This window comes from Natrinema gelatinilyticum (genome assembly GCF_024266705.1).
Lineage (GTDB): Archaea > Halobacteriota > Halobacteria > Halobacteriales > Natrialbaceae > Natrinema > Natrinema gelatinilyticum.
Window position 1 is genome coordinate 143,821 of sequence record NZ_CP100758.1, and the last position, 21,099, is coordinate 164,919.

Genomic DNA, 21,099 nt, shown 5'->3' on the forward strand with positions numbered 1-21,099 from the left:
GAAACAGCGGTCGGCTTCGAACGGAGAGGGCGTTGGCTGAGATTCGATCGGCTGCGTCGGTAACAAGACCTTTTACGCCGCGTGCTATCCGGTCACTTATGTCATCGAGTCTCCTGCTGGAGAACGCGAGGGTTATTGACGGGACCGGGGCACCCTGGTTCCGTGGCCACGTCCTGATCGCAGACGGACGGATCGAGTCTGTGCGCCGCGAGCGCGAGCCTACCATTGACGCTGACGAACGGATCGACATAGACGGGGAGGCGGTGTGCCCCGGATTCGTCGACCTCCACTCGCACTCGGATCTGCGGATCCTCGACGAACCGACGCTCGAGCCGAAAGTCAAGCAGGGAATCACCACCGAGATCCTCGGCCAGGACGGGTTCTCGATGGCGCCAATGTACCGCGACGGCGGTTCGGCGGAGTGGGGCGACCACCTCGAGGGACTCGCTGGCGAGTCAGAGACGGAGTGGACCTGGGGGAACGTCGCCGACTACCTCGACGCCATCGACGAGCGCGGCGCGGCCGTGAACGCTGCGACCCTCGTGGGCCACGGCACTGTCCGGTACGACGCGCTCGGAATGGCGGACCGCGACCCGACTGACGAGGAACTAGCGAGGATGGCAGACCTCGTCACCGAAGCGCTCGAAGACGGGGCGATCGGCTTCTCAACCGGGCTGGTATATCCACCGCAGGTCAACGCAACGACCCGCGAGGTGGCGGCCCTCGCCAAGTGCCTCGTGCCGCATGGCCGCCCGTTCGTCGCCCATATCCGGAGCGAAGGCCGGTGGATCTGGGACGCATTCGATGAGTTCGTCGATATAGGCGATGATGCCAGAATCCCGATTCACGTGTCCCACTTCAAGGTCTCGGGCCGAAGCGTTCGCGGAACGGCCGGCCGTCTCCTCAAACTCTTCGAGGCGGCGCGTGACCGAGGGGTCGACGTTACCGCCGATAAGTACCCCTACGCGGCAGGGAACACGATGCTAACGTCGGTGCTTCCACCGTGGGTCCACGCCGACGGACTGGATCGCCTCCAGGAGTACCTCTCCGACGAGGCGGCGAGAAACCGCATGCACCGCGAGATCGAGGGCTGGGAGATCGAGGGCTGGGAGAACAACGCGGGCAAAACGGGCTGGGAGAACCTCGTCGTGAGCAACGTTGAGGCTGACGACCTCGCGCACCTGAACGGCCGGAGCATTGCAGAAATCGCCGCAGAGAGGGACGTTCGCCCTATCGACGCCGTCTGCGACGTACTCCTGGAAGCGGGGACCGGCGTCTCGATGATCACGCACTCGCAATCGGAGGCGGACGTTCGCGAGATGCTGGCTCACGAGTATGTCGCCGTCGGCACGGACGCCCTGTTCGGCGGCTCTCCTCACCCCCGGACCTACGGGGCGTATCCGCGAATCCTCGGCCACTACGTGCGCGACGAGAACCTCCTGACGCTCGAGGAGGCCATCCGGAAGATGACCTCGCTCCCGGCGCGGGCGATGGGGCTCAATCGAAAGGGGGTCATCCGTCCGGTGATGGACGCCGATCTCGTAGTGTTTCGTCCGCACGTGGTCGACGAGCGCGCGACGTTCGCCGATCCGCGGCAGTTACCGAGCGGGATCTTGCACGTTCTCGTCGACGGAGAGTTCGTTGTGCGCGACGGCGAATTGACGGGCGCACTGCCGGGCGGGGCGATCCGTGCGTGAGTGGCGTGCCATTTCGCGATTCGTCAACGAACCTTCCCGCGGGCTTGGACCTCCCACACCTCTCGAACCTCGCCATCCCGGACGCCGATAACGGTGTCGTGGAGGTTGATCGTAGTACAAACGTGCGGGACGATGAACTCGACGCGGTCGCCAACCTCGACATCGTCGGCCGCCGAGGCGTCAATCAAGCCGTGTTCTTCGGATGCGCGGACATACTCGAGATCGTCGCGGTGCTTCGGAATCGGTATGCGGCTCGTGTCCATGGAAATAGACTTGCTACCGGCGTCGACGACAACGCGGTCGGACGCGGGTTTCGAGATCACTGTCGAGATCACAGTCGCCGCGCAATCGGATTCGTCGAGTTCGTACGACCGAATCCCTAGCTCGCCGGTGTCGTTGAACGGGTACATGCCAGGGTTGATCTCGGTCACCACCGGGTGCGTGCCGCTGAATTTCGACGTCGCCGTGCTACCGACCTTGACGTCGGGGACCGCGACGCCAGCGTCCTTGATCGCCTCGACGACGTCGGCCAGGCCATCCATCGCCTCCAGACACCGCCGTTCGAGGTCCGCCCTCGACTCGGCATCAGCCTTTACGTGCGCCTCGAAGGCCATCACGCCCCCGAACTCAAGGTTCGACGCGTCGGCGACGTACTCGGCCAATTCGACCGCGCTTTCCGGGGCGACGCCGGTCCGGCCGTACCCGAGATCAATTTCGAGGATCGCGGTCACGGTCGTGTCGTGGCGCGCCGCGGCCGACTGCAGGGGATCGATGTTCCCCCGGCAGTCGACGGTCGTCGCGAAGGACTCGAGTTTCTCGGAGAGCCAGACGAGGCGCTCGAGTTTCGACCGCTGGACGACGCTGTAGGACAGATATACGTCGTCAATCCCGTTCTGGGCCATCACCTCTACCTCGCCGAGTGTCTGGCAGACGACCCCGTCGCCGGTGCTACGGTGTTGCATGTGGGCCAGGTCGGGAATCTTGTGCGTCTTGACGTGGGATCGGAGGGCGACGTCGTGCTCGCGAGCGAACGAAACGTAGTCGGTCATGTTGCGATCCATCGCGTCGAGATCGACGACGACCACGGGGGTCTCGACCTCGTCAATCGGGCGGTACAACTGCGTTGGGGCGTCGGCCGGCGTCCTGAGAGGCATCACGAAATCGTTTAGCGCCGTGGTATTTAGTTGTGAGTGCGACGCCGCCGCCAACCGGATACCTGTTTCCCGTCCCATTGAGTCGTGGTCCCCCACCACAATGTATAATACCGTGGTCCAACATCACACAGGTATGAGTTCGATACGTCTGGAGAACCTCAGTAAGGTCTACTCCGGACCGGGCGGCGACATCGTCGCGGTGAATGACGTAAACATCGACATCGAGGACGGCGAGTTCATCGTCCTCGTCGGCCCGTCCGGCAGCGGGAAGTCAACCATTCTCCGGATGATCGCCGGTCTCGAGACGGTAACCGACGGGCGGATCCTCATCGACGACGAGGACATCACCGATCGAAAGCCCAAGAACCGTGACATCGCCATGGTCTTCCAAAACTACTCGCTGTATCCGCACCTCACGGCCCGCAAGAACATGAGCTTCGGGCTGAAGATGCGAGGCGAACTCTCCTCCGAAGAGATCGACGAGCGCGTTGAGAACGCGGCGTCGATCATGAGCATCACTGACCTGCTGGACAAGATGCCCGACGAACTCTCAGGTGGGCAGAAACAGCGCATCGCACTCGGCCGCGCGATCGTTCGCGATCCGCAGGCGTTCCTGATGGACGAACCCCTCTCGAACCTCGACGCGAAACTCCGGACGCAGATGCGAACCGAGATCCAGTTGCTCCAGAACGATCTGGACGTGACGACCATCTACGTCACCCACGACCAAACCGAGGCGATGACGATGGGTGATCGCATCGCCATCCTCGATGGGGGGGAACTCCAGCAGATGGCAACGCCGCTGGAAGCGTACTACAAGCCGAACAACCGCTTCGTCGCTGGCTTCATCGGGTCGCCCAGCATGAACTTCATCGACGTGAATGTCGACCAGTCGGGTGAGCTGTCCCTTGAGCACGAGGCGTTCTCCTACGAGACGTCGCCGCGCATTCGTGATGCTGTCGATTCGGCCATCGACCGGATGATCCTCGGCATTCGTCCGGAAGACATCGAAGTTGCCGACGAGTCGACCGAGAACACAATCGAGGTGACCGTCGACGTTATCGAACCGCTCGGAAAAGAACAGATGATCTACTTCTCGCTTGACGGTGAGACCTACACCGGAAGCGTCTCCGGCCACCGCAACATCCCCGAGGGCGGCACGGTCCACCTGCGCTTCCCGACCGAGCGCGTCCACCTGTTCGACCACGACACCAGTGAGTCCATCCTCAACTGCGTGCTGCCCGAGGAGGACGAAGCGCAGCAGTTCAACGCGGCCGCGGGCGAGGGCGCGACGAGTTGAGGAGACTGAACCGACGAGTACGCCGGGAACGGAACCTGGCGGTTCACTGCTCAGAAAAACAAGCTATATCCGGTCGGTCCCCATTCCGTTTGTATGCACTGCTGCCGGTTTACCACGGAGTCATCCGACCGTAGCGTACTGGGTCGCGTCGATCATGAGAACGAGACCATTGCCGCCCTCGACATCGACGAACCCAGCCTCGACGCGGCGCTTCGCCGCGGGACGAGCGTCGACGACGCACCGGCGACCGACGAGACCTACGACCTCGCGGACGTGACGCTTCGCACGCCGGTCGAACGGCCAACGAATCTGCTCGGGATCGGGCTGAACTACGCCGGACACGCCGCCGAAGGCGGGTTCGACGTCCCTGAGGAGCCTGTGTTCTTCGCGAAGTCGCCCTCGAGCATCGCGGATCCCGGCGGCGAGATCGTTCGCCACGACCTCGTCACGGACCTCCACTACGAAGGCGAGTTCGCTGTCGTCATCGGCGACCGATTGCGTGCGGCCGATCCCGACTCGGTCTGCGAGGGAGTCTTCGGCTACACGGCGGCGAACGACGTGACCGCGCGCGACCTGCAGGCACGCGATCTCGACGACGCGCTTCCTTGGTTCCGCTCGAAGAGCATGGAAACGTTCACGCCGCTCGGACCGTGGGTCGCCACCGCGGACGAGGCAGACGCTGGCGACATCGGCATCGAGACGCGGCTGAACGGCGAGACGGTCCAAGACGCCCGGACGGACGACCTCATCTTCGACGTAGCTGAGGCGCTCTCAGCGGTCTCGCAGTACGTCACCCTCCAACCCGGCGACGTCGTGCTCACCGGGACACCCGCCGGGATCGGATCGATGGAACCAGGCGACGAAATCGAGGTCGAGATCGAGGAGATCGGGACCCTCCGGAACGCCGTCGTCGCGCCCGAGTGACACCGTCGACTCGAAACGCGACGTCGGCCTGATCGGCACCCGAACGTATTTGAAAAACGACCGAGAGGATACCACAGAGATGTCTGAGTTACCAGCCGTCGGGTACGTCGGACTGCACAACCACCACGCCAGTCCGTACCTCAAGACGCTCGCGACCCTCCCGGTGGAGGTGATCTGTGCCTGCGCGCCCACCGCCGAGGGCGCTCCCGACCTCGAAGCGCTGCCGGACGTTCCCGTCTACGATGATCCCGAGTCCCTGCTCGAGGCGGTGGACGTGGACATCCTCTGGCTCACGTTGCCGAACCGCGACGCGCCCGCAGTCATCGACGCGGCGACGGAGCGCGGCGTCGATGTCTTCACGGAGAAGCCGGCGGCTCGCACAGCCGACGATCTCAGTCCCGTCGCAGAGCGCGTTTGCGACCGGGAGGCGACGGTCTGTCCAGCCTACGTCTGGCGCGGGCACCCGATCGCTCGCGACGTGCGGAAACGCGCTCGCGAGGGATTCTTCGGGACGCCGCGAGCCGTCGAAGCGCGCTACATCGCCTCGGCGCTGCGCCACCGGGATGCATCTCACTACCTGTTCGACGCGGAAGCGAGCCGTGGCGGCATCCTCCAGTGGCTGGGCATCCATTGGCTCGACCTCGTCCCTTGGCTCCTCAACGATCCGATCGTCGCGGTGAACGCTCAGGTCGCCGAACCGACGGATCCGACGCTCGAACCGGCCCCCGACGTCGAGGACGGCACGACTGTCCAGTTCCGGTCGGAAAGCGGTGCGCTGGGCACGCTCCAGTGCGGTTACTACCTCCGTGAAGGGCGGTATGACGCCGACCTTCGCATCTACGGCGACGAGGGACGATGTTCTTGGGACCCGCTCGGTCGGACGTTCGGGTTCGACGGTGAGACCCGTCTCGAACTGGAGGACGGTGGTGACGAGTGGCCAAGTACACCCACGCGTACGATCGTTCACGAGTACGATCCCGTCCCGGGCTACGGCGGGTCATGGGGTCGGGAGTACGTCCGGCGGTTCCTCGCGGCCCGCGAGGGCAACGGAGCGCCGCCAGCAGACTTGTCCGACGCGTTGACCGTCCTCCAAATTCTCGACGCCGCCTACGAATCGGCGGAGGCCGGTGAGTGGGTTCGCGTTGAGGAGTAGTGCCGGCGCGAGTTGCATACCCTCAGTGTTCAGCACGGTCAGCCAGAGCCCGACGACCGCGTTCGTGTCCACGATCGGGATGCCGTCGTCAGTTCGCTCCCCAAGGTGGTATGCGGCGGCCAAACCGACGATTCCCCGCCGATGATGACGTAGGTCATGTCCGGCGACCGTTCTGCGCACTGGCACATAGTGGTTGCGTCGGCGCCGTACCGGCGAGTTGGGGAGTGTCGACCCGGCCAGTTCCACGGTTGGGCCCCAAGGATCGGACAGCCGACGAACCGTCGCAAATCGTGTACCACGCCGTCTCTCGGGCGCTGTTTCCTGTAGATTTATGCTATGTTATACCAAACCGAAGCACATGGGATACAGTCATCCAGCAACGAGCCGTGACCGCGAGCTGCAGCTCTACATCGGCGGCAAGTGGCGCGAGAGCGAGAGTGGGGCGGTTCGAACGGCGACGGATCCAGCGACGGACGAACCGATCGCGACGTACCCGGACGGAACTCGCGAGGACACACACGCGGCGGTCGACGCAGCGCGGAGCGCCCAGCCGGTGCTCGAGCGTATGTCGGCGTTCAAGCGGGCCGAACTCTGCCACGAGATCGCCGACGCCATCGACGACCAATTTGAGACCCTCGTCGAGTGGCTGATAGCTGACCAGGGGAAACCGATCGCGAGCGCCGAGTACGAGGTGAACGGGACGAGCCAGCTGTTCCGCATCGCAGCCGAAGACGTCAAGCGCGACGAGCCGCCGACGATCCAGTCGTCGAACCGCAACAAGCGCGTGTACACGATGCGAAAACCCCACGGCGTCGTCGGCATCGTGACGCCGTGGAATTTCCCGCTGTCGATTCCAGCAGAGTACATCGGACCGGGGCTCGCGGCTGGCAACGCCCTCGTCTGGGTTCCTGCCCCAACGACGTCGGTAGTGGCAGTCACCCTCGCGGAGGTTCTGGCCGAGACGTCGCTCCCCGACGGCGCCCTCAATCTCGTTACGGGCGAGGGACCGGTCGTTGGCGACGAGGTCGTTTCCTACGACGATGTCGACGCCGTCGGATTCACCGGCAGTCCTGAGACAGGCGAGGCCATCGCCCGCGCGGCCGGGGCGAAACCCACGCTGCTCGAGATGGGCGGTAACGGCCCGGTCATTGTGCTCGAGGACGCGGACGTCAAGGCAGCCGCCGAGGCAGCGACAGGCGGCTGTTACACCAACGCAGGCCAGGTCTGCGGCGCAACAGGCCGCATCCTCGTCCACGAGTCTATCCACGACGAGTTCGTCGAGCGGGTTGTAGCGCAGACCGACGAAATGGTCGTCGGCGATCCGTGGGACGAGGCGACCGACATGGGGCCGCTGAACAACGACGGCGTGGCCGAGAAGATGGATCGCCACGTTCGCGACGCCGAGGAGCGGGGCGCGACGGTCCTCCAGGGCGGCGGTCGGGTCGCCGACGCGCCGACGGATCGCTACTACGAGCCGACCGTCATCGACGACGTGACGCCGGCGATGGCGCTCAACCGCGAGGAGTCGTTCGGCCCGGTCGCGCCCGTCTTGACCTTTTCCGACGACGACGAGGCGATCGAACTGGCAAACGACATCGACCTTGGGTTGATCTCGGGCGTGTTCACCGCGTCGCTCGCCCGGGCCGACCGATTCGTCGACGAGGTGCAGACTGGGATCGTCAACGTCAACGGCGGAAGCACGTACTGGGAGAAACACATCCCCTTCGGCGGTCACTCGGGCAAGAAAAGCGGCATCGGACGGCTCGGCGGCCGACACACGCTCGAGGAGCTCTCGCAGCTCAAGACAGCCATCGTGGACCCAGGCGCGGATCCCTCGTAATCGGAATCGCGTTGCTGCGACCGGCCAACCGTCCGAACCGGGTCAGGGCGTCAGGACGATCCGTCCGACCGGTTCCTCGCTCTCGCCATCGGTGAGAAGGGAGACGGCGTCGAAGACGTCCTCGAGCGCGAAGCGGTGTGTGATTGATTTCGAGAGGTCGATCTCCTCCTCCCGGAGCAGGTCGAGGATCAGGCGGAGTTCGGCCCGCGTGTGGTCGCCCGAGACCGCCAGCTTCCCCTCGCGGAGGTCCCAGTACTCGGCCGACATCGGTTCGGTCTGCAGGCCGACGCTGACGACAGAGCCCGAGGCGTAGCGGTTGTCCCCGTTGACCGCATCGACGGCGTCCGCGAGGGCGGCGCTCGTGCCGGAACATTCGATGGCCGCGTCGGTTCCCATCCCTTCCGTTTCCGCCCTGACGAGCGCCGCGAGCTCCTCGCTGGCCGGATCGATCGTCCTGTCGGCGCCGAACTCGCGGGCGAGGGGCAGTTTCTCGTCGGCAACGTCCGCCGCGATGACCGTGCTCGCGCCGGCGTAGTCGGCCCAGCGGACGGCGTGGAGGCCCACGCCACCCGCGCCGAAGACGATCACCGAATCGCCGTGTGACACCTCCGCGACGCGGACGGCGTGGTAGGCCGTCGAGACGGCGCAGCTCGCGATCGAGCCCCATTCGTCGGGGACCCCGTTCAGCTCGAGGGCGTTGCGCGCCGGCACGCTGACGTACTCGGCGAAAGTCCCATCCCTGTGGGTGCCAATCGATTCGCGATTGGGACAGCGGTTGTCCCGGCCGGCCAGACAGTGCTCGCATCGGTCGCAGGTGGTCGGGTAGTGGATCGCGACCCGGTCGCCCTCCTCGAGCCTGGTGACGCCGTCGCCGGTTTCGACGACCACGCCTGCTCCTTCGTGACCGACGATCAGGGGGTACTCGAAGCGCGGCGATCCCTCGCCGGTCAGCACCTCGAGGTCGCTTCCGCAGAGGCTCGCCGCACGTATCTCGACCAGTACCTCGCCGGTTCCGACGTCCGGCACGTTGACGGCCTCGACGACCCGCGCCGGCTCATCGTGAGACGGCTTTTGGACTGCTAACATGACGCAAGACCATTTCGCGGCTGCGATCTTAAAAGTGCGGACGCCGAGTCGGGTCTTGTTCAGATACTACTCCGAGTTATGTGTGGTCGCCGTGATCACCACGAAAGCCACTCTCCTTCCAGTTCCGCCCGTGTCGGCTGGCCCAGCAAGACACCGGGGGCGGGACTGAAAGAGACTGAATCAGCCGATCCCTTCAGGGGGCGACGGAAGGACCGCAACTAAGCGAGTACCGCATCGAGCCCCGGAGTGTGGAGCGAGTCAGGGCTTTCGTGGGAGTTACAGTCGTTCCGCCCCCGAACACGCGTGATCTGAACGCTACCGCTACGCCGGAGTCACCGGAGTCGAGGTCGAGAATTTGCGAGTAAACGGTTCGTTCGTGCACAGCAGATTCGTGCGCGCGATCGCCCCGGGCTACGTCTAGGGTTCGCGATCACTTTCGCCGCGGTCTATACCCTTAACCCGACGCCGAATGTACGATGAGGGCGAAGCGATGCCATTCACCCTCACGGACGAGCAGCACGCGATCCGCCGGGCCGCCCGCGACTTCGCCGAGAACGAGATTGCACCGGTCGCACGCGAATACGACGAGAATTTCACGTATCCGCGCGACGTCATCGAGACGGCCGCCCAGCACGATTTCGCGGCCCGAACCGTCCCCGCCGAGTATGGGGGCGCTGGCATGGACGTGACCTCAAGCGTCGTCGTCACCGAGGAACTCTGGCGGGCCGACCCAGGCATCGCCAATGCCATCGACGGCGTCGCGTTCGCGACGAACGTCTCACTGCTCGAACGCTACGGCGACGAGTGGATGCGCGAGGAGTGGTTCCCGAAGTTCGTCTCGGCCGACGCCCTGGCGGCGATCGCCATTAGCGAACCCGGGCACGGCTCCGACATCGGCGGGATCGAAACGCGGGCAGAGCAGGACGGCGACGAGTGGGTGCTGAACGGGGCGAAGACGTGGATCTCAAATGGAACCAAGGCGGACGTCGTCATCGTCGTTGCCAAGACGGATTCGGGCGAAGGTCACCGCGGGCTGAGTTGCTTTCTCGTCCCGACCGAGACCGACGGCTACGAGGCCGAGCGCATCGAGAATAAACTCGGCCTGCACGCCTCGGACCTCGCGGACGTCCACCTAGACGACATGACCGTGCCGGCGGCCAACCTTGTCGGTGAGGAAAACCGGGGCTTCTACCACCTCATGGACGTGCTCGCGCCGGGACGAGTCGAGGTCGCCGCGCAAGCGGTCGGCACCGCACAGGCGGCCCTCGACGCTGCGATCTCATACGCCACCCAGCGCGAACAGTTCAACCGGCCGATCTCGGAGTTCCAGGCGATCCGGCACTCGATCGCGGAGATGGAGACGGCGGTCGAGGCGGCGCGGTCGCTCACCTACCGGGCGGCGGCCCGCTGCGACGAGGGGGCCAACGACGCGACCCGGATAGCGAGCGCGGCGAAACTGTTCGCCAGCGAGCGTGCCGTCGAGGTGGCCGACGACGCCGTCCAGATCCACGGCGGCGCTGGCTACGTCACGGACTTCCCCGCCGAGCGGTACTATCGGGATGCACGCGCGCTGCCGATCTTCGAAGGAACGTCCGAGATCCAGAAGAACGTCATCGCGAAGGGCCTACTATGAGCGACGGGCGTACGACGATCCGGGATCCACCATGACCGACACAACCCACGCAACGACTGACGCCGACGACAGCTACGTCCTCGTCCTTCGGGAAGGAGCACCGGGGGTCCCAGCGCCAGACTTCCGGGCGGCACTGGAGCGCCACCTCCCCGAGTGGACGATTCGAATCGCACGAACGCCCAACGAGGAACGGGAACTGCTCCCCGGGGCGACGATCGTCGCGGGCAACGACCTCTCGGTGGAGCGCCTCGAAATGGCCGAGAACCTCCGGTTATATGCCCACGCCTCAAGCGGTGTCGGGACGCTTCCGCTCGACGAACTCGATCGATGCAGCGTCGCCGTCACGAACGGCGCGGGTTTGATGCCGTGTATCTCCGAGCAGGTGCTGGGCTACCTGCTCACCTTCGCCCGCGATCTGCGGGAGGGGATGCGCCGCCAGGAACGCAGCGAATGGCGCCACTACCAGCCCGGCGAACTGACGGGAAGCACCGTCACCGTGGTCGGACTCGGCTCAATCGGTACGCAACTGCTGGAGCGCCTCGAACCGTTCGGCGTCGACCGACTGGGGGTGAGACACACCCCCGAGAAGGGTGGTCCCGCCGAGGACGTGTTCGGGTACGACGAGATTCACGACGCCTTCTCGCGGTCGGACTACGTCGTCCTGTCGTGTCCCCTGACGGACAAGACGCGCGGACTCGTCGGCCGCCCGGAGCTACGGACGCTCCCGAACGACACCATCCTCATCAACGTCGCTCGCGGGCCGGTCGTCGATACAGACGAACTGGTGAGCGCGCTGCGCCGGAACGTGATCAGCGGCGCGGCGCTGGACGTGACCGACCCGGAACCGTTGCCCGCCGAACACCCTCTCTGGGAGTTCGACAATGTCCTTCTAACGCCGCACAATGCGGGGAGTTCGCCGGGGCTGTGGGACCGCGTCGCCGCTCTCCTCGCCGAGAACGTAGCTCGGGCGGACGAGCGCGGCGAATTCACCGGGCTGAAGAATCAGGTGGTCAAACCGTGATCCGATACGATCTCGACGGGAAGACGGCTCGGATCGCCATTGACCGCCCGGAGAAGAAGAACGCCCTCTCACCCGAAACCCACCGAGAACTCACGAACGCGCTGGACCGGGCCGACGACGATGCGCGCGTTGCGGTCCTCACGGGCACCGGCGACGCCTTCTGCGCCGGAAGTGACATCGAGGCGCTCCGGGGAGCCAACACCGCGGCCGACGCCGAGTCGCTCATCGATCCCGAGTATCGGCTCCACCGGCGCATCGAATCGCTTTCAATTCCGGTGATCGCGGCGGTCAACGGGACGGCCTACGGCGGCGGGTTTGAACTCGTCACCGCCTGCGATCTCGCGGTGGCGACGGCGGACGCGACGTTCGCGCTTCCGGAGACGCGCCTCGGATTGACGCCGGGCTACGCGCTCGACCGCGGGATCGAACTCGTCGGGCGAAAACGAATCCTCGAACTCGCGCTGACCGGCGACGAGATCGACGCAGTCACCGCCCGCGAATGGGGCCTGGTCAACCGCGTCGTCGACCCCGACGGACTGGAGGCGGCGGTCGACGACCTCGCGTCGGATATCGCGGCCGCACCGGCCCGCACCGTCGCGGCCGTCAAACGCACCGTCACCGAGGACATCACGGAGCGCGTCTCTTACCAGCGATCCACGGACCGTCTGGCGGCGCTGCTCGCGTCGGCGGAGACGCGGGCGCGCATCGACGCGTTCTTCGAGGGAAGAGCGGATGACTCCGACGACTGAGTCGGCGTCGGTTTCCTGTCGACGGCGATCGAGGTCGCCCGTCTCACCAGGATCGGATTTCGACATCTTCGAACGGCCGCTGGAGCGGTAGCGAGACGCGCGACCCGGTGTAGTGAGAGATGAAGATCGCGACCAGCGCCTCGAGCGATCGCTTTGCGTTGAGGGCCGTTGAGACGGTTCGGTCGCTCCCGTCGAGTCGGTCGCGAGCGTGGGCGACGGCGTTGGCGAACCCTTTCTCGTAGTCGTCGTCCCACGTCCACGCGCCGTCGATCCCGGGCATGTCAGCGGGGACATGCTCGTCGCCCTCGAGTCGCCAGTAGCGCCACTCGCCGTCGTCGAGGTTGATGTGCAGTTTTCCCGCCGAGCCGAGGAACTGATAGGAGATCGAGGATGCCCGGCGAGGAGTTGTGCAGTCGACGGTCGCCTGGACGTCGCCGATCGAGAGCATCGCTCTGCCGGCGGCGTCGTCGACGTCGTTCGCGGCCGAGAGGTTCTCGACCGACTCGTTCTCGCCGGTCACGTGGCCCCAGACGTCGTCGATTTCGTCCTCGAAGAGGAAGACGAAGAGGTCAAGCACGTGCGTGGCGTTGCGCCCGAGTTCCATGCGCGACTGAACGACGACCGATCGAACGTCGCCGAGGGCCTCGCCCGAGCGGATGAGGTCGCGCAGGTGCTGGAACTTCTCCGTGAATCGGAGGGTGTGGTTCACGACGAGATCTGTGTCCGTCTCCTCGCACACCTCGATCATCTTGGCCGCCTCGTCCAGGCTCGATGCGATCGGCTTCTCGCAGAGGATCGCGTCCACTCCGGCCTCGGCGACGTCGACCACGTGCTCGCGGTGGAAGAGCGCCGGTGTGCAGACGGAGACGATATCCAGGTCCTCAGCCGCCAGCATCGCCTCGTGGTCCGCGTACCTGCGGTCGGGCGCCACGTCCCAGGCGTCGCAAAACGCCGCGAGAGTCTCCTCGTTCACGTCGACGGCCGCGACGAGTTCGACGCCGTCGGTTGCATCGTACCCGCCGGCGTGGCTCGCCGTAGCGCGGGAGCCGTTACGATCGTGGACACCAATGGTGCCCAGACCGGCGACACCGCCAGTCCCGATAATACCCGCTCGATAACCTGCCATACTCGGTGCCTCGCTCGCCGAGGTTATCAAAGTACGCTCGCTTTCGAACGCTGATCGCACTCTCGAGACAGTAAACCGCCTGCACTCACGACGGTCGATCCCTGCACTTGCAACGGGCGTCGACAGTCCCTCGTCCCGACGCGTACCTTTATGCGATCCGACGGCTGGTACCAACTATGGCATGGTTCCTCGAATTCGAGGACGAGTCTTACGAAGCGGCCTGCGAGGCGTTCGAGTGGGATCTTCCGGCGGAGTACAACATCGCTCGCGACTGCGTTCGGAAACACGATCGCGACGCCGTGGCGCTCTACCAGGGATATCCGGACGGCCGGCGGGAGACGTATACGTTCGGCGACGTGGACGACTGGAGCAACCGGGTGGCGGGCGGACTCCGCGAGTGCGGCATCGACCGCGGCGACTGCGTCGCGATCACGCTCGGCCAGCGCCCGGAGACGCTCGTCTCCCACCTCGCGTGCTGGAAACTCGGCGTGGTGTCGGTCCCCCTCTCGCCGCTGTTCGGCGACGAGGCGCTCCATCACCGCCTCGCTGACAGCGGCGCCAGCGTCGCGATCATCGACCGCGGGATCGCCGAATCAGTCGCCGTCGTCCGCGAGTCGTGTCCCGACCTGGCCTACGTCATAACGGTCGATCCGATCGACGAGGAGGGAGAACGCGCCGGCGAAGACCGTACGCTGGCCGGCGATCGCTCCTTCGACGAACTCGAGGCGGACACAGCGTCGATCGAGATCGCGTCGACGACGCCGGACGAACCCGCCGTCGTCATCTACACCAGCGGGACGACGGGCAAGGCCAAGGGCGTAGTCCACGGGCAGGCGATCTGGCGCAGCTACTGCCCGGCGTTCCGGCTGTACTTCGAGTGCCCTCACGCGCGACCGACGGAGGGCATCTACTGGACGCCCTCGGACTGGGCGTGGATCGGCGGCCTCGGTACTGTCGTCTTCCCCGCGTGGCACTACGGCAGGCCGGTCGTCGGCCGCCCGATTCGGTCGTTCGACGCTGATACGGCTTACGGCGTGCTCGAGTCGTTCGGCGTGACCCACGCGTCGCTGCCGCCGACAGCACTTCGGATGCTCCGAGAGGAGGACGTCTCGCCGTCGGAGTACGACCTCTCGCTCGAGGCGATTGTCTCGGGGAGCGAACCGCTAACACCGGAGGCGATCGAGTGGGTTGACGAGGCGTTCGACGGCGTCGTCGTCAACGAAGGCTACGGCCAGACCGAGATCGGGAACGCTATCGTGAACTGCCAATCGTGGTTCGAATTACAGCCTGGCAGCATGGGCAAACCAGTTCCCGGGTACGACGTGGCGATCCTCGATCGAGACGCAACCGAGCCGGTTCCGGCGGGAACGATTGGAGAGATCGCGATTCGTGCGGACGGGAATCCCGGCGTCTTCCAGCGGTACTGGGGCGAGGGCGCGGCGCCGGATCGGACCGACGACGGGTGGCACCGCACCGGCGACTTGGCGCGTCGCGACGAGGACGGATACGTCTGGTTCGTCGCGCGCGACGACGACCTCATCGTCTCGAGCGGCTATCGGATCGCACCGAGCGACGTGGAGCGAGCCCTACTCTCCCACGAGGCGGTGACAGGCGCGGGCGTCGTCGGGATCCCCGACGATCGGCGGGGCGAGCGCGTCGCGGCTTTCGTCACCCTGGCGGAAGAGGCGAACCCGTCGGAGGCGCTTCACGAAGGCCTCCGGAACGCCGTGCGCGAGGACGTCGCGAAATACGCCTACCCGCGTGAGATCACATTCGTGGATCGGTTGCCAACGACGCGGACGGGAAAGACCGATCGACGGGCACTCGTAGAGCGCGAAGAGTAGCGTGAGCGAACCGACGAGGAGGCGTAGGGCATTCGTCAGGTATCGATCCGTCCTGCCCATACCTCACGGCGATATCGCCGGCCAACAGTTATGATTCCGGGCAGACGACAGAACGTATGCGACTCGCGGATAGAACGATACTGATTACCGGCGCAGGGTCCGGAATCGGTCAGGCGACGGCGCTGCGCTGTGCTGAGGAGGGCGCGAGGGTCGTCGTCACCGACGTGGACGAGGCGGCCGGCCGTGAAACGGTCGCCAACGTCGCTGACGAGGGCGGCGATGCCTCCTTCCGTCAGCTGGACATCACCGAGTACAACGACTTCGAGGTAGTCGTTGCGGATGTCGACGAGGAATACGGGCTCGACTGTCTCGTCAATAACGCCAGCATCACCCAGGAGACGTCGTTCCGGCGGACGACGCCGACCGAGCGCGATCAATTGCTGGCAGTGAACCTGCTCGGCGCGTGGAACGGGTGTCACGTCGCGGTGCCTCGCCTGCCGGCGGGCGGCGCGATCGTGAACGTCTCCTCCGTCGGTGCGATCCACGGGTTCCCCAACGCGGCGACGTACGCGCTCTGCAAGGCGGCGGTGTCGAATCTCACCAAGTCGCTCGCCGCGGCGCTGGGCGGCGACGGGATCCGCGTCAACGCGGTCCTCCCGGGACGGGTTGAGACGCCGCTGCTGGCGGCGAGCCTCGGCGAGGACTCGAACATCGACCGACTCAAGGCGGAACACGCGCTACGGCGGTTCGGCCGACCGGACGAGGTCGCCGCCTGCATTACCTTCCTCCTCGGCGACGACGCGTCGTTCGTGACGGGCCACGACTTGGTCGTCGACGGCGGATCGACGTTGCGGACCTAACAGCGACCGGACCCTATGCTGCGAACTCGGACACCGCAAACCCAGATGATACGTACGCTTATTTAGTGAACCGTCCATGTAGCGTCCATGACTAGTGCGTTGAGCGACGTCCGGGTGGTGAGTTTCGCACAGCTGGCACAGGGACCGTTCGCGGCCCAGATTATGGGCGATCTCGGTGCCGACGTCGTGAAGGTCGAACCACCCGGCGGCGAGTGGATGCGCAGCGCCCGCGAGCGCGACGAGAACGCTCGAATCGGTCTGAACACGATCTGGGGGGACGAGAACCTGTCCTTTCTCTCCGTTAACCGGAACAAACGGAGCATAGAGCTGAATCTCAAGGACGACCGCCACATGGAGGTAGCGTACGAACTCGTCGCGTCAGCCGACGTGTTGATCGAGAACTTTCGGCCGGACGTGATGGACAGGCTCGGCTTCGGCTACGACGACCTCACGGATCGGAACCCGGAACTCGTCTACTGCTCGTCTTCGGGGTACGGTACGTCCGGCCCCTACACCGACCGTCCGGCCCAGGACATCCTCCTACAAGCGCTGTCCGGTATGATGAGCATCACCGGGCACGCCGACGATCCGCCGACGCCGGTGGGGACAACGGTGGTCGACACGTACGCCGCGATGCAGATCGTTGTGAGCGTCCTCACCGCGCTCCACGAGCGCGAGAGAACCGGCGAGGGGAAACGAATCGAGGTCGACATGCTGAGTTCGGCCGTCCACCTGCTCTCCCAGGAGGTGGCCGTCGCGGCAAACGACGGTGAACTGGCGACGCGCAGCGAGGTTCCGGGGATGGGACACGTGTACCTCCAGGCGCCCTACGGGGTCTATGAAACGAGCGACGGCCACCTCGCGCTCTCTCTGTCTCCCGTCGCCGAGGTTGCCGAAGCCCTCGAGATCGGGGGATTAGAATCGATCACGACGCTCGAGGAAGCCTACAAGCGAAAGAACGAACTCAAACGTCGGATCGAGACGGTCCTATCTGCGGAGCCGACCGACCACTGGCTCGAACGACTGCTCGAACGCGATGTCTGGTGCGCGCCGGTACGCGACTTGTCCGCGGTCCCCGACGATCCGCAGGTGCGGGCCAACGGGATGATTCAGTCCCTTGAACGGTCCGACCTGCCGGACCTTGATGTCGTGAGCCTCCCGTTCAGAATGGATGGCGAGACGCCCCTGGCGCGGTCGCGGCCGCCCTACGCGGGTGAACACACGGATGACGTCCTGGTCGAACTAGGGTACCCGGCCGGGTTCCTTGATGATAGCTGAAGGTTGGTCCGTGACGAGACCGCTCTCATCCCGACGCCCTTCGAACGGTCGCGCGGTTTGCAGTCTCACCAGAGAACGACGCGGTTCGCGCACCGGCGGCCGGCGATTTATATGCACCTCTGGTGCTGAATCATTCGCGAAACTACCAAATCCGAAGCATGAGCACTGTTTAGCACTCACCTGGCATATATCTATTAAGTGATTGGTTCGGTTGTTACGTGTTACAGTAGTGCACAAACTGTTCAAACCACTCTTTGACGCTTGCCTGACTGCCCACCCACGAGTTGCGGAAGCGGTCAATACACATTTTGAGGGTATAGACCTGCTTTTCGATCAAGTTTCGTTCGGTAAGTCAAGACGATCGCTCAACCTCAATCGCGAGATGGCAAACAGATAACCGTAGCCATTGACAAAAAACGGTTTCAGAAAGATTATGTTTCTTGGTCAATCCGTGAAGAAACGCAATGGCTGGATCAGTTCTTCGTCAGTCAGTGACTGTGACATCAAGAATCATTTTGAGCCTACGTTCTTGTGAAGCACATTGTTGGTGACTCAAAGAACTGCTCGAACGATTTGTTTGAGAGCTTCTTGACCTGTTTTGAGAGGATTTGTCGCCGGAGCTGGAACGATCTGAGTACGTGGTCAGTTTGTCCTTTGAGACGCCTCGATGTGGCGAGAGCCACTGTCGTGCCAGAATCTTGCATCAAAAGCAGGTCTCCCCGAGCGAATCGAGAGTAAGCGGCCGAGTCCGCAACTTTGTCGTCGCTTCTGGTACAATACCTATACGGCAGTCCTGGAAGGCGTTCTCGAAGGTGTCGACGAAATCGCTGCAGAGCAGGGTAGTAACGATCCTCGGGTGGTGATGCAAAATTACCTGTCTGACTCGCGTTCTCGTCGAGTCCGACGAGAGTTCATGCGAGACCAGCTGAACGCAGCCTTCGGAGAGAAAGCATAACATCAACCGCCATCTCCCAAGCCGATCCAGTTGTCTTTCCACAGTTGATTCCTGAATCAGTGAATCAATGAGTTACCCGCGATCGCCGGCGGCCCACTCGGCAAACCGCTTGAGTTCGTGCGCTGCGTTCCGTCGGTAGTTCCCGCCGTCTCCACCGCGGCCTTTCCCTTTGTCCTGAAGATAGCGCTCGAACGATTCGGTGAAGGGAGTCGATCGGACTCGGTCTGTCGATGTATTTCGGTCCATTATCGGTCTTCCGAATAGCCTCTGTACTCAGTCAGTCACACAAACAGACCCCACCTTCTCGGATTTGACTAACCGAGAACTGGTGGACGGCGGTTGCGAGTTCAGTCATTGCGTCAGCTTGCTCTGCTGTTGGACGGCCACCACCGTAATAACTCTCAGTTCGATTTTCGCTATAGAGGGCTTTCATTTCCTCAGTAGTGTTTCTCTCGAATAGTCCGATCTGATGGGCACGGTCGTAACTGAAGTGATGATCCTGGAAATCCTGGAGTGTATCGTTCGTCATCGAGAGAGCATACGCCTCGATCGACCGTTCGATCGCCCCGAAACAGACCTCAATGACGGCTGTGTAGTACCCGTCCTGTGCTTGGAGTGTGTCGACGACTTCGAGTAGTCTACATGCTTTTGTTAGCTGTATTTCCCAGTCCGAATCGGCACTAATCCCGTCCTCGAACTCGGTTCGGCCTCGTCCAACCATCTCAAAGGCGTCTTGTGCACGCTCAAGTGCTGTGAGAACAGCATCCGGGTCAGAGCTGCTACTCATCGTCGCCTCCATCCTCCAGCAGGAGGTTCTCGACAGTTTCGAAATCACTCGTCTTGTAGATCGGAATACCCGAGACGACGATTTCTCGGATATCCTCAGTGTAGGTTGGGATCGCTTGGACTGCCTCGACGTCGATATCGTATGCGTACCGGTCGCCGCCAAACTCGGTCTCTTCGAGATCACGAGCGACGGCGTTCGCTTCACGCTGACTTTCGGCTCGTCCAGATCGGGTGAGTACCCAGAGATCAATATCGCTCCGTCGGTCAGCTTCTCCCCGAGCAACACTCCCGTACAGGACGATGCCGACTACGTCACTAATATTCTCACGGAGCTCTTGGACAACAGTTTTAACGGGTTTATGGTACTCTGGTTGAGGAATCCGGAGAATCGGATCGTCTGGGACAGAGAGGCGACGCCGGTTGATTTGTATGAGCCGCTGATTACTCTCCGGTGATTCAACGACCAACCCATTTGAACTGAGAACGTTCACGGCTCGTCGCACAGACTGATGCGAATGGCCGATCTGATTCGCGATTTCTCGAAGAGAAAAGTCACTGAATCTATGATTGGTTAAAAATAGGAGGGTGTCGCTTGTTGCTTTGTGTTTGAATAAATCTGGATCTTGAATAGGTATCGAGAGCGAAACCGAGGATCCAGGAACGATCTCTGTCTCCGTTTCGTGGTTCATATGCCGGGATACGGACCACTACTATAAAAACTTTATATACTATCGTGGTACCACTTAAGAACCCACGATACACCGAGACTAACCTAGCTAGAGTTAGAACAGACAATGGTTAGCTGTTCGCCTTAGCGGGCTCTGTCGTTGGGGCCAGAAAATCCCATTCGCGGATGGCGAACCCAACGATTCGGATGCGGCGCTGGAGGTGCTCCCACTCGCGTGCGATCTCACGGCGACGGTTTTCCTCGTCAGCGTCAAGGATATCGTCGGCGAGCGTCCCGCGAAGTTGATTCGGTGATTCGACATCGAACTCATCCACCCATTCCCGGATTTGTGCCTTCATTTCGGCCAGGCGATCCGTGAGCTCCTCAACGGTATGCTCGCTGTCCCGAAGGCGCATCGCTTCCTGCATCGCTTGTCGGCGGTGATCAGGGTAGTACGTCGTGTGGGTGCCGCTCTCGTCACGATGGAGGATACCATCGTCGACGAGCCGTTCAAGAACACGCGTAGTGGGTTCGTGTGACCAGTCCGCTTCGGAAGCGATCCAGTTTGCCGTCCGCGGTTCCGACAGCTGTCGAGTAACCATCCGCACACGGTCTTCGCCCGTAGTCTGGCGATTCATGAGTCCACTCTCGGAATTTGATTCGTCTTCGATCATACGTGCTGTTCGCACTCTATCTTGATATAGATTGAAGTAGTTCGTTCTATATCGAAATGTTATTTCAGCCATCCCGTCGACGCGAACGAGCCAGTCCACAACGGTCTCGAAGCCTGGGCTCAGTAGCTCTACCGGGGGAAGCGGTGTTGTGAAACGAATTGAAAATAACACCAGTCGCCATCGGTCAAGCCTATCCAGTTGTCTTTCCTGGCTGATATTTAAATCATGGAATCATGGAATCAGTGATTCTAGAAAGTATTGGATAATGGAAGCTACGACTCTGTGATTCCGTGAGCTTTGAACCATGTAGTGGTCAGTAGGAAAGATCATTGATTCTATGATTCAATGAGTC

The 21,099-nt window shown here is 63.1% G+C and carries 17 protein-coding genes and 4 pseudogenes; 12 read left to right on the forward strand and 9 right to left on the reverse strand.

The window, feature by feature from the left end; translation table 11 throughout:
• The first annotated feature begins 98 nt into the window (after nucleotides 1-98).
• Entirely contained in the window at nucleotides 99-1,697 is a 1,599-nt protein-coding gene (locus tag NJU76_RS26380) for an N-acyl-D-amino-acid deacylase family protein (RefSeq protein WP_254534000.1), read from the forward strand.
• A 23-nt stretch (nucleotides 1,698-1,720) separates the two neighbouring features.
• Here the strand turns inward: NJU76_RS26380 and NJU76_RS26385 are convergent, their stop codons facing one another.
• Nucleotides 1,721-2,851 (reverse strand): alanine racemase, encoded by a 1,131-nt coding sequence (locus NJU76_RS26385; RefSeq protein WP_254534001.1) that lies wholly within the window; start codon nucleotides 2,849-2,851, stop codon nucleotides 1,721-1,723.
• A 133-nt stretch (nucleotides 2,852-2,984) separates the two neighbouring features.
• Here NJU76_RS26385 and NJU76_RS26390 point away from each other — a divergent pair, with 133 nt between their 5' ends.
• The 4 genes from NJU76_RS26390 to NJU76_RS26405 all read left to right on the forward strand — a co-directional run bounded on the left by NJU76_RS26390 (nucleotide 2,985) and on the right by NJU76_RS26405 (nucleotide 8,068).
• Nucleotides 2,985-4,151, forward strand: coding sequence for an ABC transporter ATP-binding protein (locus tag NJU76_RS26390; RefSeq protein ID WP_254534002.1), 1,167 nt, complete (start codon nucleotides 2,985-2,987; stop codon nucleotides 4,149-4,151).
• Nucleotides 4,152-4,244: 93 nt separating this feature from the next.
• Nucleotides 4,245-5,075, forward strand: a complete 831-nt coding sequence (locus NJU76_RS26395; RefSeq protein ID WP_254534003.1) for a fumarylacetoacetate hydrolase family protein — start codon at nucleotides 4,245-4,247, stop codon at nucleotides 5,073-5,075.
• A 79-nt stretch (nucleotides 5,076-5,154) separates the two neighbouring features.
• Nucleotides 5,155-6,228 carry a Gfo/Idh/MocA family protein gene (locus tag NJU76_RS26400; protein ID WP_254534004.1) on the forward strand — a complete coding sequence of 358 codons (1,074 nt, stop codon included), beginning with the start codon at nucleotides 5,155-5,157 and terminating at the stop codon, nucleotides 6,226-6,228.
• A 358-nt stretch (nucleotides 6,229-6,586) separates the two neighbouring features.
• Nucleotides 6,587-8,068 (forward strand): aldehyde dehydrogenase family protein, encoded by a 1,482-nt coding sequence (locus tag NJU76_RS26405; protein ID WP_254534005.1) that lies wholly within the window; start codon nucleotides 6,587-6,589, stop codon nucleotides 8,066-8,068.
• A 42-nt stretch (nucleotides 8,069-8,110) separates the two neighbouring features.
• Here NJU76_RS26405 and NJU76_RS26410 read toward each other — a convergent pair whose 3' ends face one another.
• Complete coding sequence (locus tag NJU76_RS26410) at nucleotides 8,111-9,154, reverse strand: zinc-dependent alcohol dehydrogenase (protein ID WP_254534006.1); 1,044 nt, start codon at nucleotides 9,152-9,154, stop codon at nucleotides 8,111-8,113.
• Nucleotides 9,155-9,644: 490 nt separating this feature from the next.
• On the opposite strand from NJU76_RS26410, the gene NJU76_RS26415 reads away from it, so the two are divergent.
• Genes NJU76_RS26415 through NJU76_RS26425 form a run of 3 tightly spaced genes read left to right on the forward strand, consistent with a single transcriptional unit; the run spans nucleotide 9,645 to nucleotide 12,557 of the window.
• Complete coding sequence (locus NJU76_RS26415; RefSeq protein WP_254534082.1) at nucleotides 9,645-10,787, forward strand: acyl-CoA dehydrogenase family protein; 1,143 nt, start codon at nucleotides 9,645-9,647, stop codon at nucleotides 10,785-10,787.
• Nucleotides 10,788-10,818: 31 nt separating this feature from the next.
• Nucleotides 10,819-11,808 carry a D-2-hydroxyacid dehydrogenase gene (locus NJU76_RS26420; protein WP_254534007.1) on the forward strand — a complete coding sequence of 330 codons (990 nt, stop codon included), beginning with the start codon at nucleotides 10,819-10,821 and terminating at the stop codon, nucleotides 11,806-11,808.
• Nucleotides 11,805-12,557 carry an enoyl-CoA hydratase/isomerase family protein gene (locus tag NJU76_RS26425; RefSeq protein ID WP_254534008.1) on the forward strand — a complete coding sequence of 251 codons (753 nt, stop codon included), beginning with the start codon at nucleotides 11,805-11,807 and terminating at the stop codon, nucleotides 12,555-12,557. The genes NJU76_RS26420 and NJU76_RS26425 overlap by 4 nt, the downstream gene beginning before the upstream one ends.
• Before the next feature lie 43 nt (nucleotides 12,558-12,600).
• Here NJU76_RS26425 and NJU76_RS26430 read toward each other — a convergent pair whose 3' ends face one another.
• Nucleotides 12,601-13,683, reverse strand: coding sequence for a Gfo/Idh/MocA family protein (locus NJU76_RS26430; protein ID WP_254534009.1), 1,083 nt, complete (start codon nucleotides 13,681-13,683; stop codon nucleotides 12,601-12,603).
• Nucleotides 13,684-13,859: 176 nt separating this feature from the next.
• Between NJU76_RS26430 and NJU76_RS26435 the strand changes: the two genes are divergently transcribed.
• The 3 genes from NJU76_RS26435 (at nucleotide 13,860) to NJU76_RS26445 (ending at nucleotide 17,665) form a co-directional block, all read left to right on the forward strand.
• Nucleotides 13,860-15,527 carry an acetate--CoA ligase gene (locus NJU76_RS26435; protein ID WP_254534010.1) on the forward strand — a complete coding sequence of 556 codons (1,668 nt, stop codon included), beginning with the start codon at nucleotides 13,860-13,862 and terminating at the stop codon, nucleotides 15,525-15,527.
• Nucleotides 15,528-15,643: 116 nt separating this feature from the next.
• On the forward strand, nucleotides 15,644-16,387 hold the full coding sequence (locus NJU76_RS26440) for an SDR family NAD(P)-dependent oxidoreductase (protein ID WP_254534011.1): 744 nt from the start codon (nucleotides 15,644-15,646) through the stop codon (nucleotides 16,385-16,387).
• An 87-nt stretch (nucleotides 16,388-16,474) separates the two neighbouring features.
• Entirely contained in the window at nucleotides 16,475-17,665 is a 1,191-nt protein-coding gene (locus tag NJU76_RS26445; RefSeq protein ID WP_254534012.1) for a CaiB/BaiF CoA transferase family protein, read from the forward strand.
• A 214-nt stretch (nucleotides 17,666-17,879) separates the two neighbouring features.
• Here NJU76_RS26445 and NJU76_RS26450 read toward each other — a convergent pair.
• Nucleotides 17,880-18,143 (reverse strand): annotated as a pseudogene (locus tag NJU76_RS26450) (transposase domain-containing protein); the annotation flags it as partial.
• Between the two features lie 74 nt (nucleotides 18,144-18,217).
• Nucleotides 18,218-18,359, reverse strand: a pseudogene (locus NJU76_RS26455) (IS1595 family transposase); the annotation flags it as partial.
• Here NJU76_RS26455 and NJU76_RS26460 point away from each other — a divergent pair.
• A pseudogene (locus tag NJU76_RS26460) lies at nucleotides 18,357-18,620 on the forward strand (tyrosine-type recombinase/integrase); the annotation flags it as partial. The pseudogenes NJU76_RS26455 and NJU76_RS26460 overlap by 3 nt on opposite strands.
• Nucleotides 18,621-18,695: 75 nt before the next feature.
• Here NJU76_RS26460 and NJU76_RS26465 read toward each other — a convergent pair.
• The 4 genes and pseudogenes from NJU76_RS26465 to NJU76_RS26480 form a co-directional block, all read right to left on the reverse strand.
• Nucleotides 18,696-18,866 (reverse strand): annotated as a pseudogene (locus NJU76_RS26465) (site-specific integrase); the annotation flags it as partial.
• 31 nt (nucleotides 18,867-18,897) lie between these two features.
• Nucleotides 18,898-19,407 (reverse strand): DUF8154 family protein, encoded by a 510-nt coding sequence (locus tag NJU76_RS26470; protein WP_254534013.1) that lies wholly within the window; start codon nucleotides 19,405-19,407, stop codon nucleotides 18,898-18,900.
• Nucleotides 19,400-19,897: a nucleotidyltransferase domain-containing protein gene (locus NJU76_RS26475; protein ID WP_425604347.1), complete on the reverse strand. Its 498-nt coding sequence runs from the start codon at nucleotides 19,895-19,897 to the stop codon at nucleotides 19,400-19,402. The genes NJU76_RS26470 and NJU76_RS26475 overlap by 8 nt, the downstream gene beginning before the upstream one ends.
• Nucleotides 19,898-20,204: 307 nt before the next feature.
• A complete protein-coding gene (locus NJU76_RS26480) occupies nucleotides 20,205-20,747 on the reverse strand; it encodes a DUF7342 family protein (RefSeq protein WP_254534015.1) in 543 nt (180 codons plus the stop codon).
• Nucleotides 20,748-21,099: the final 352 nt, after the last annotated feature.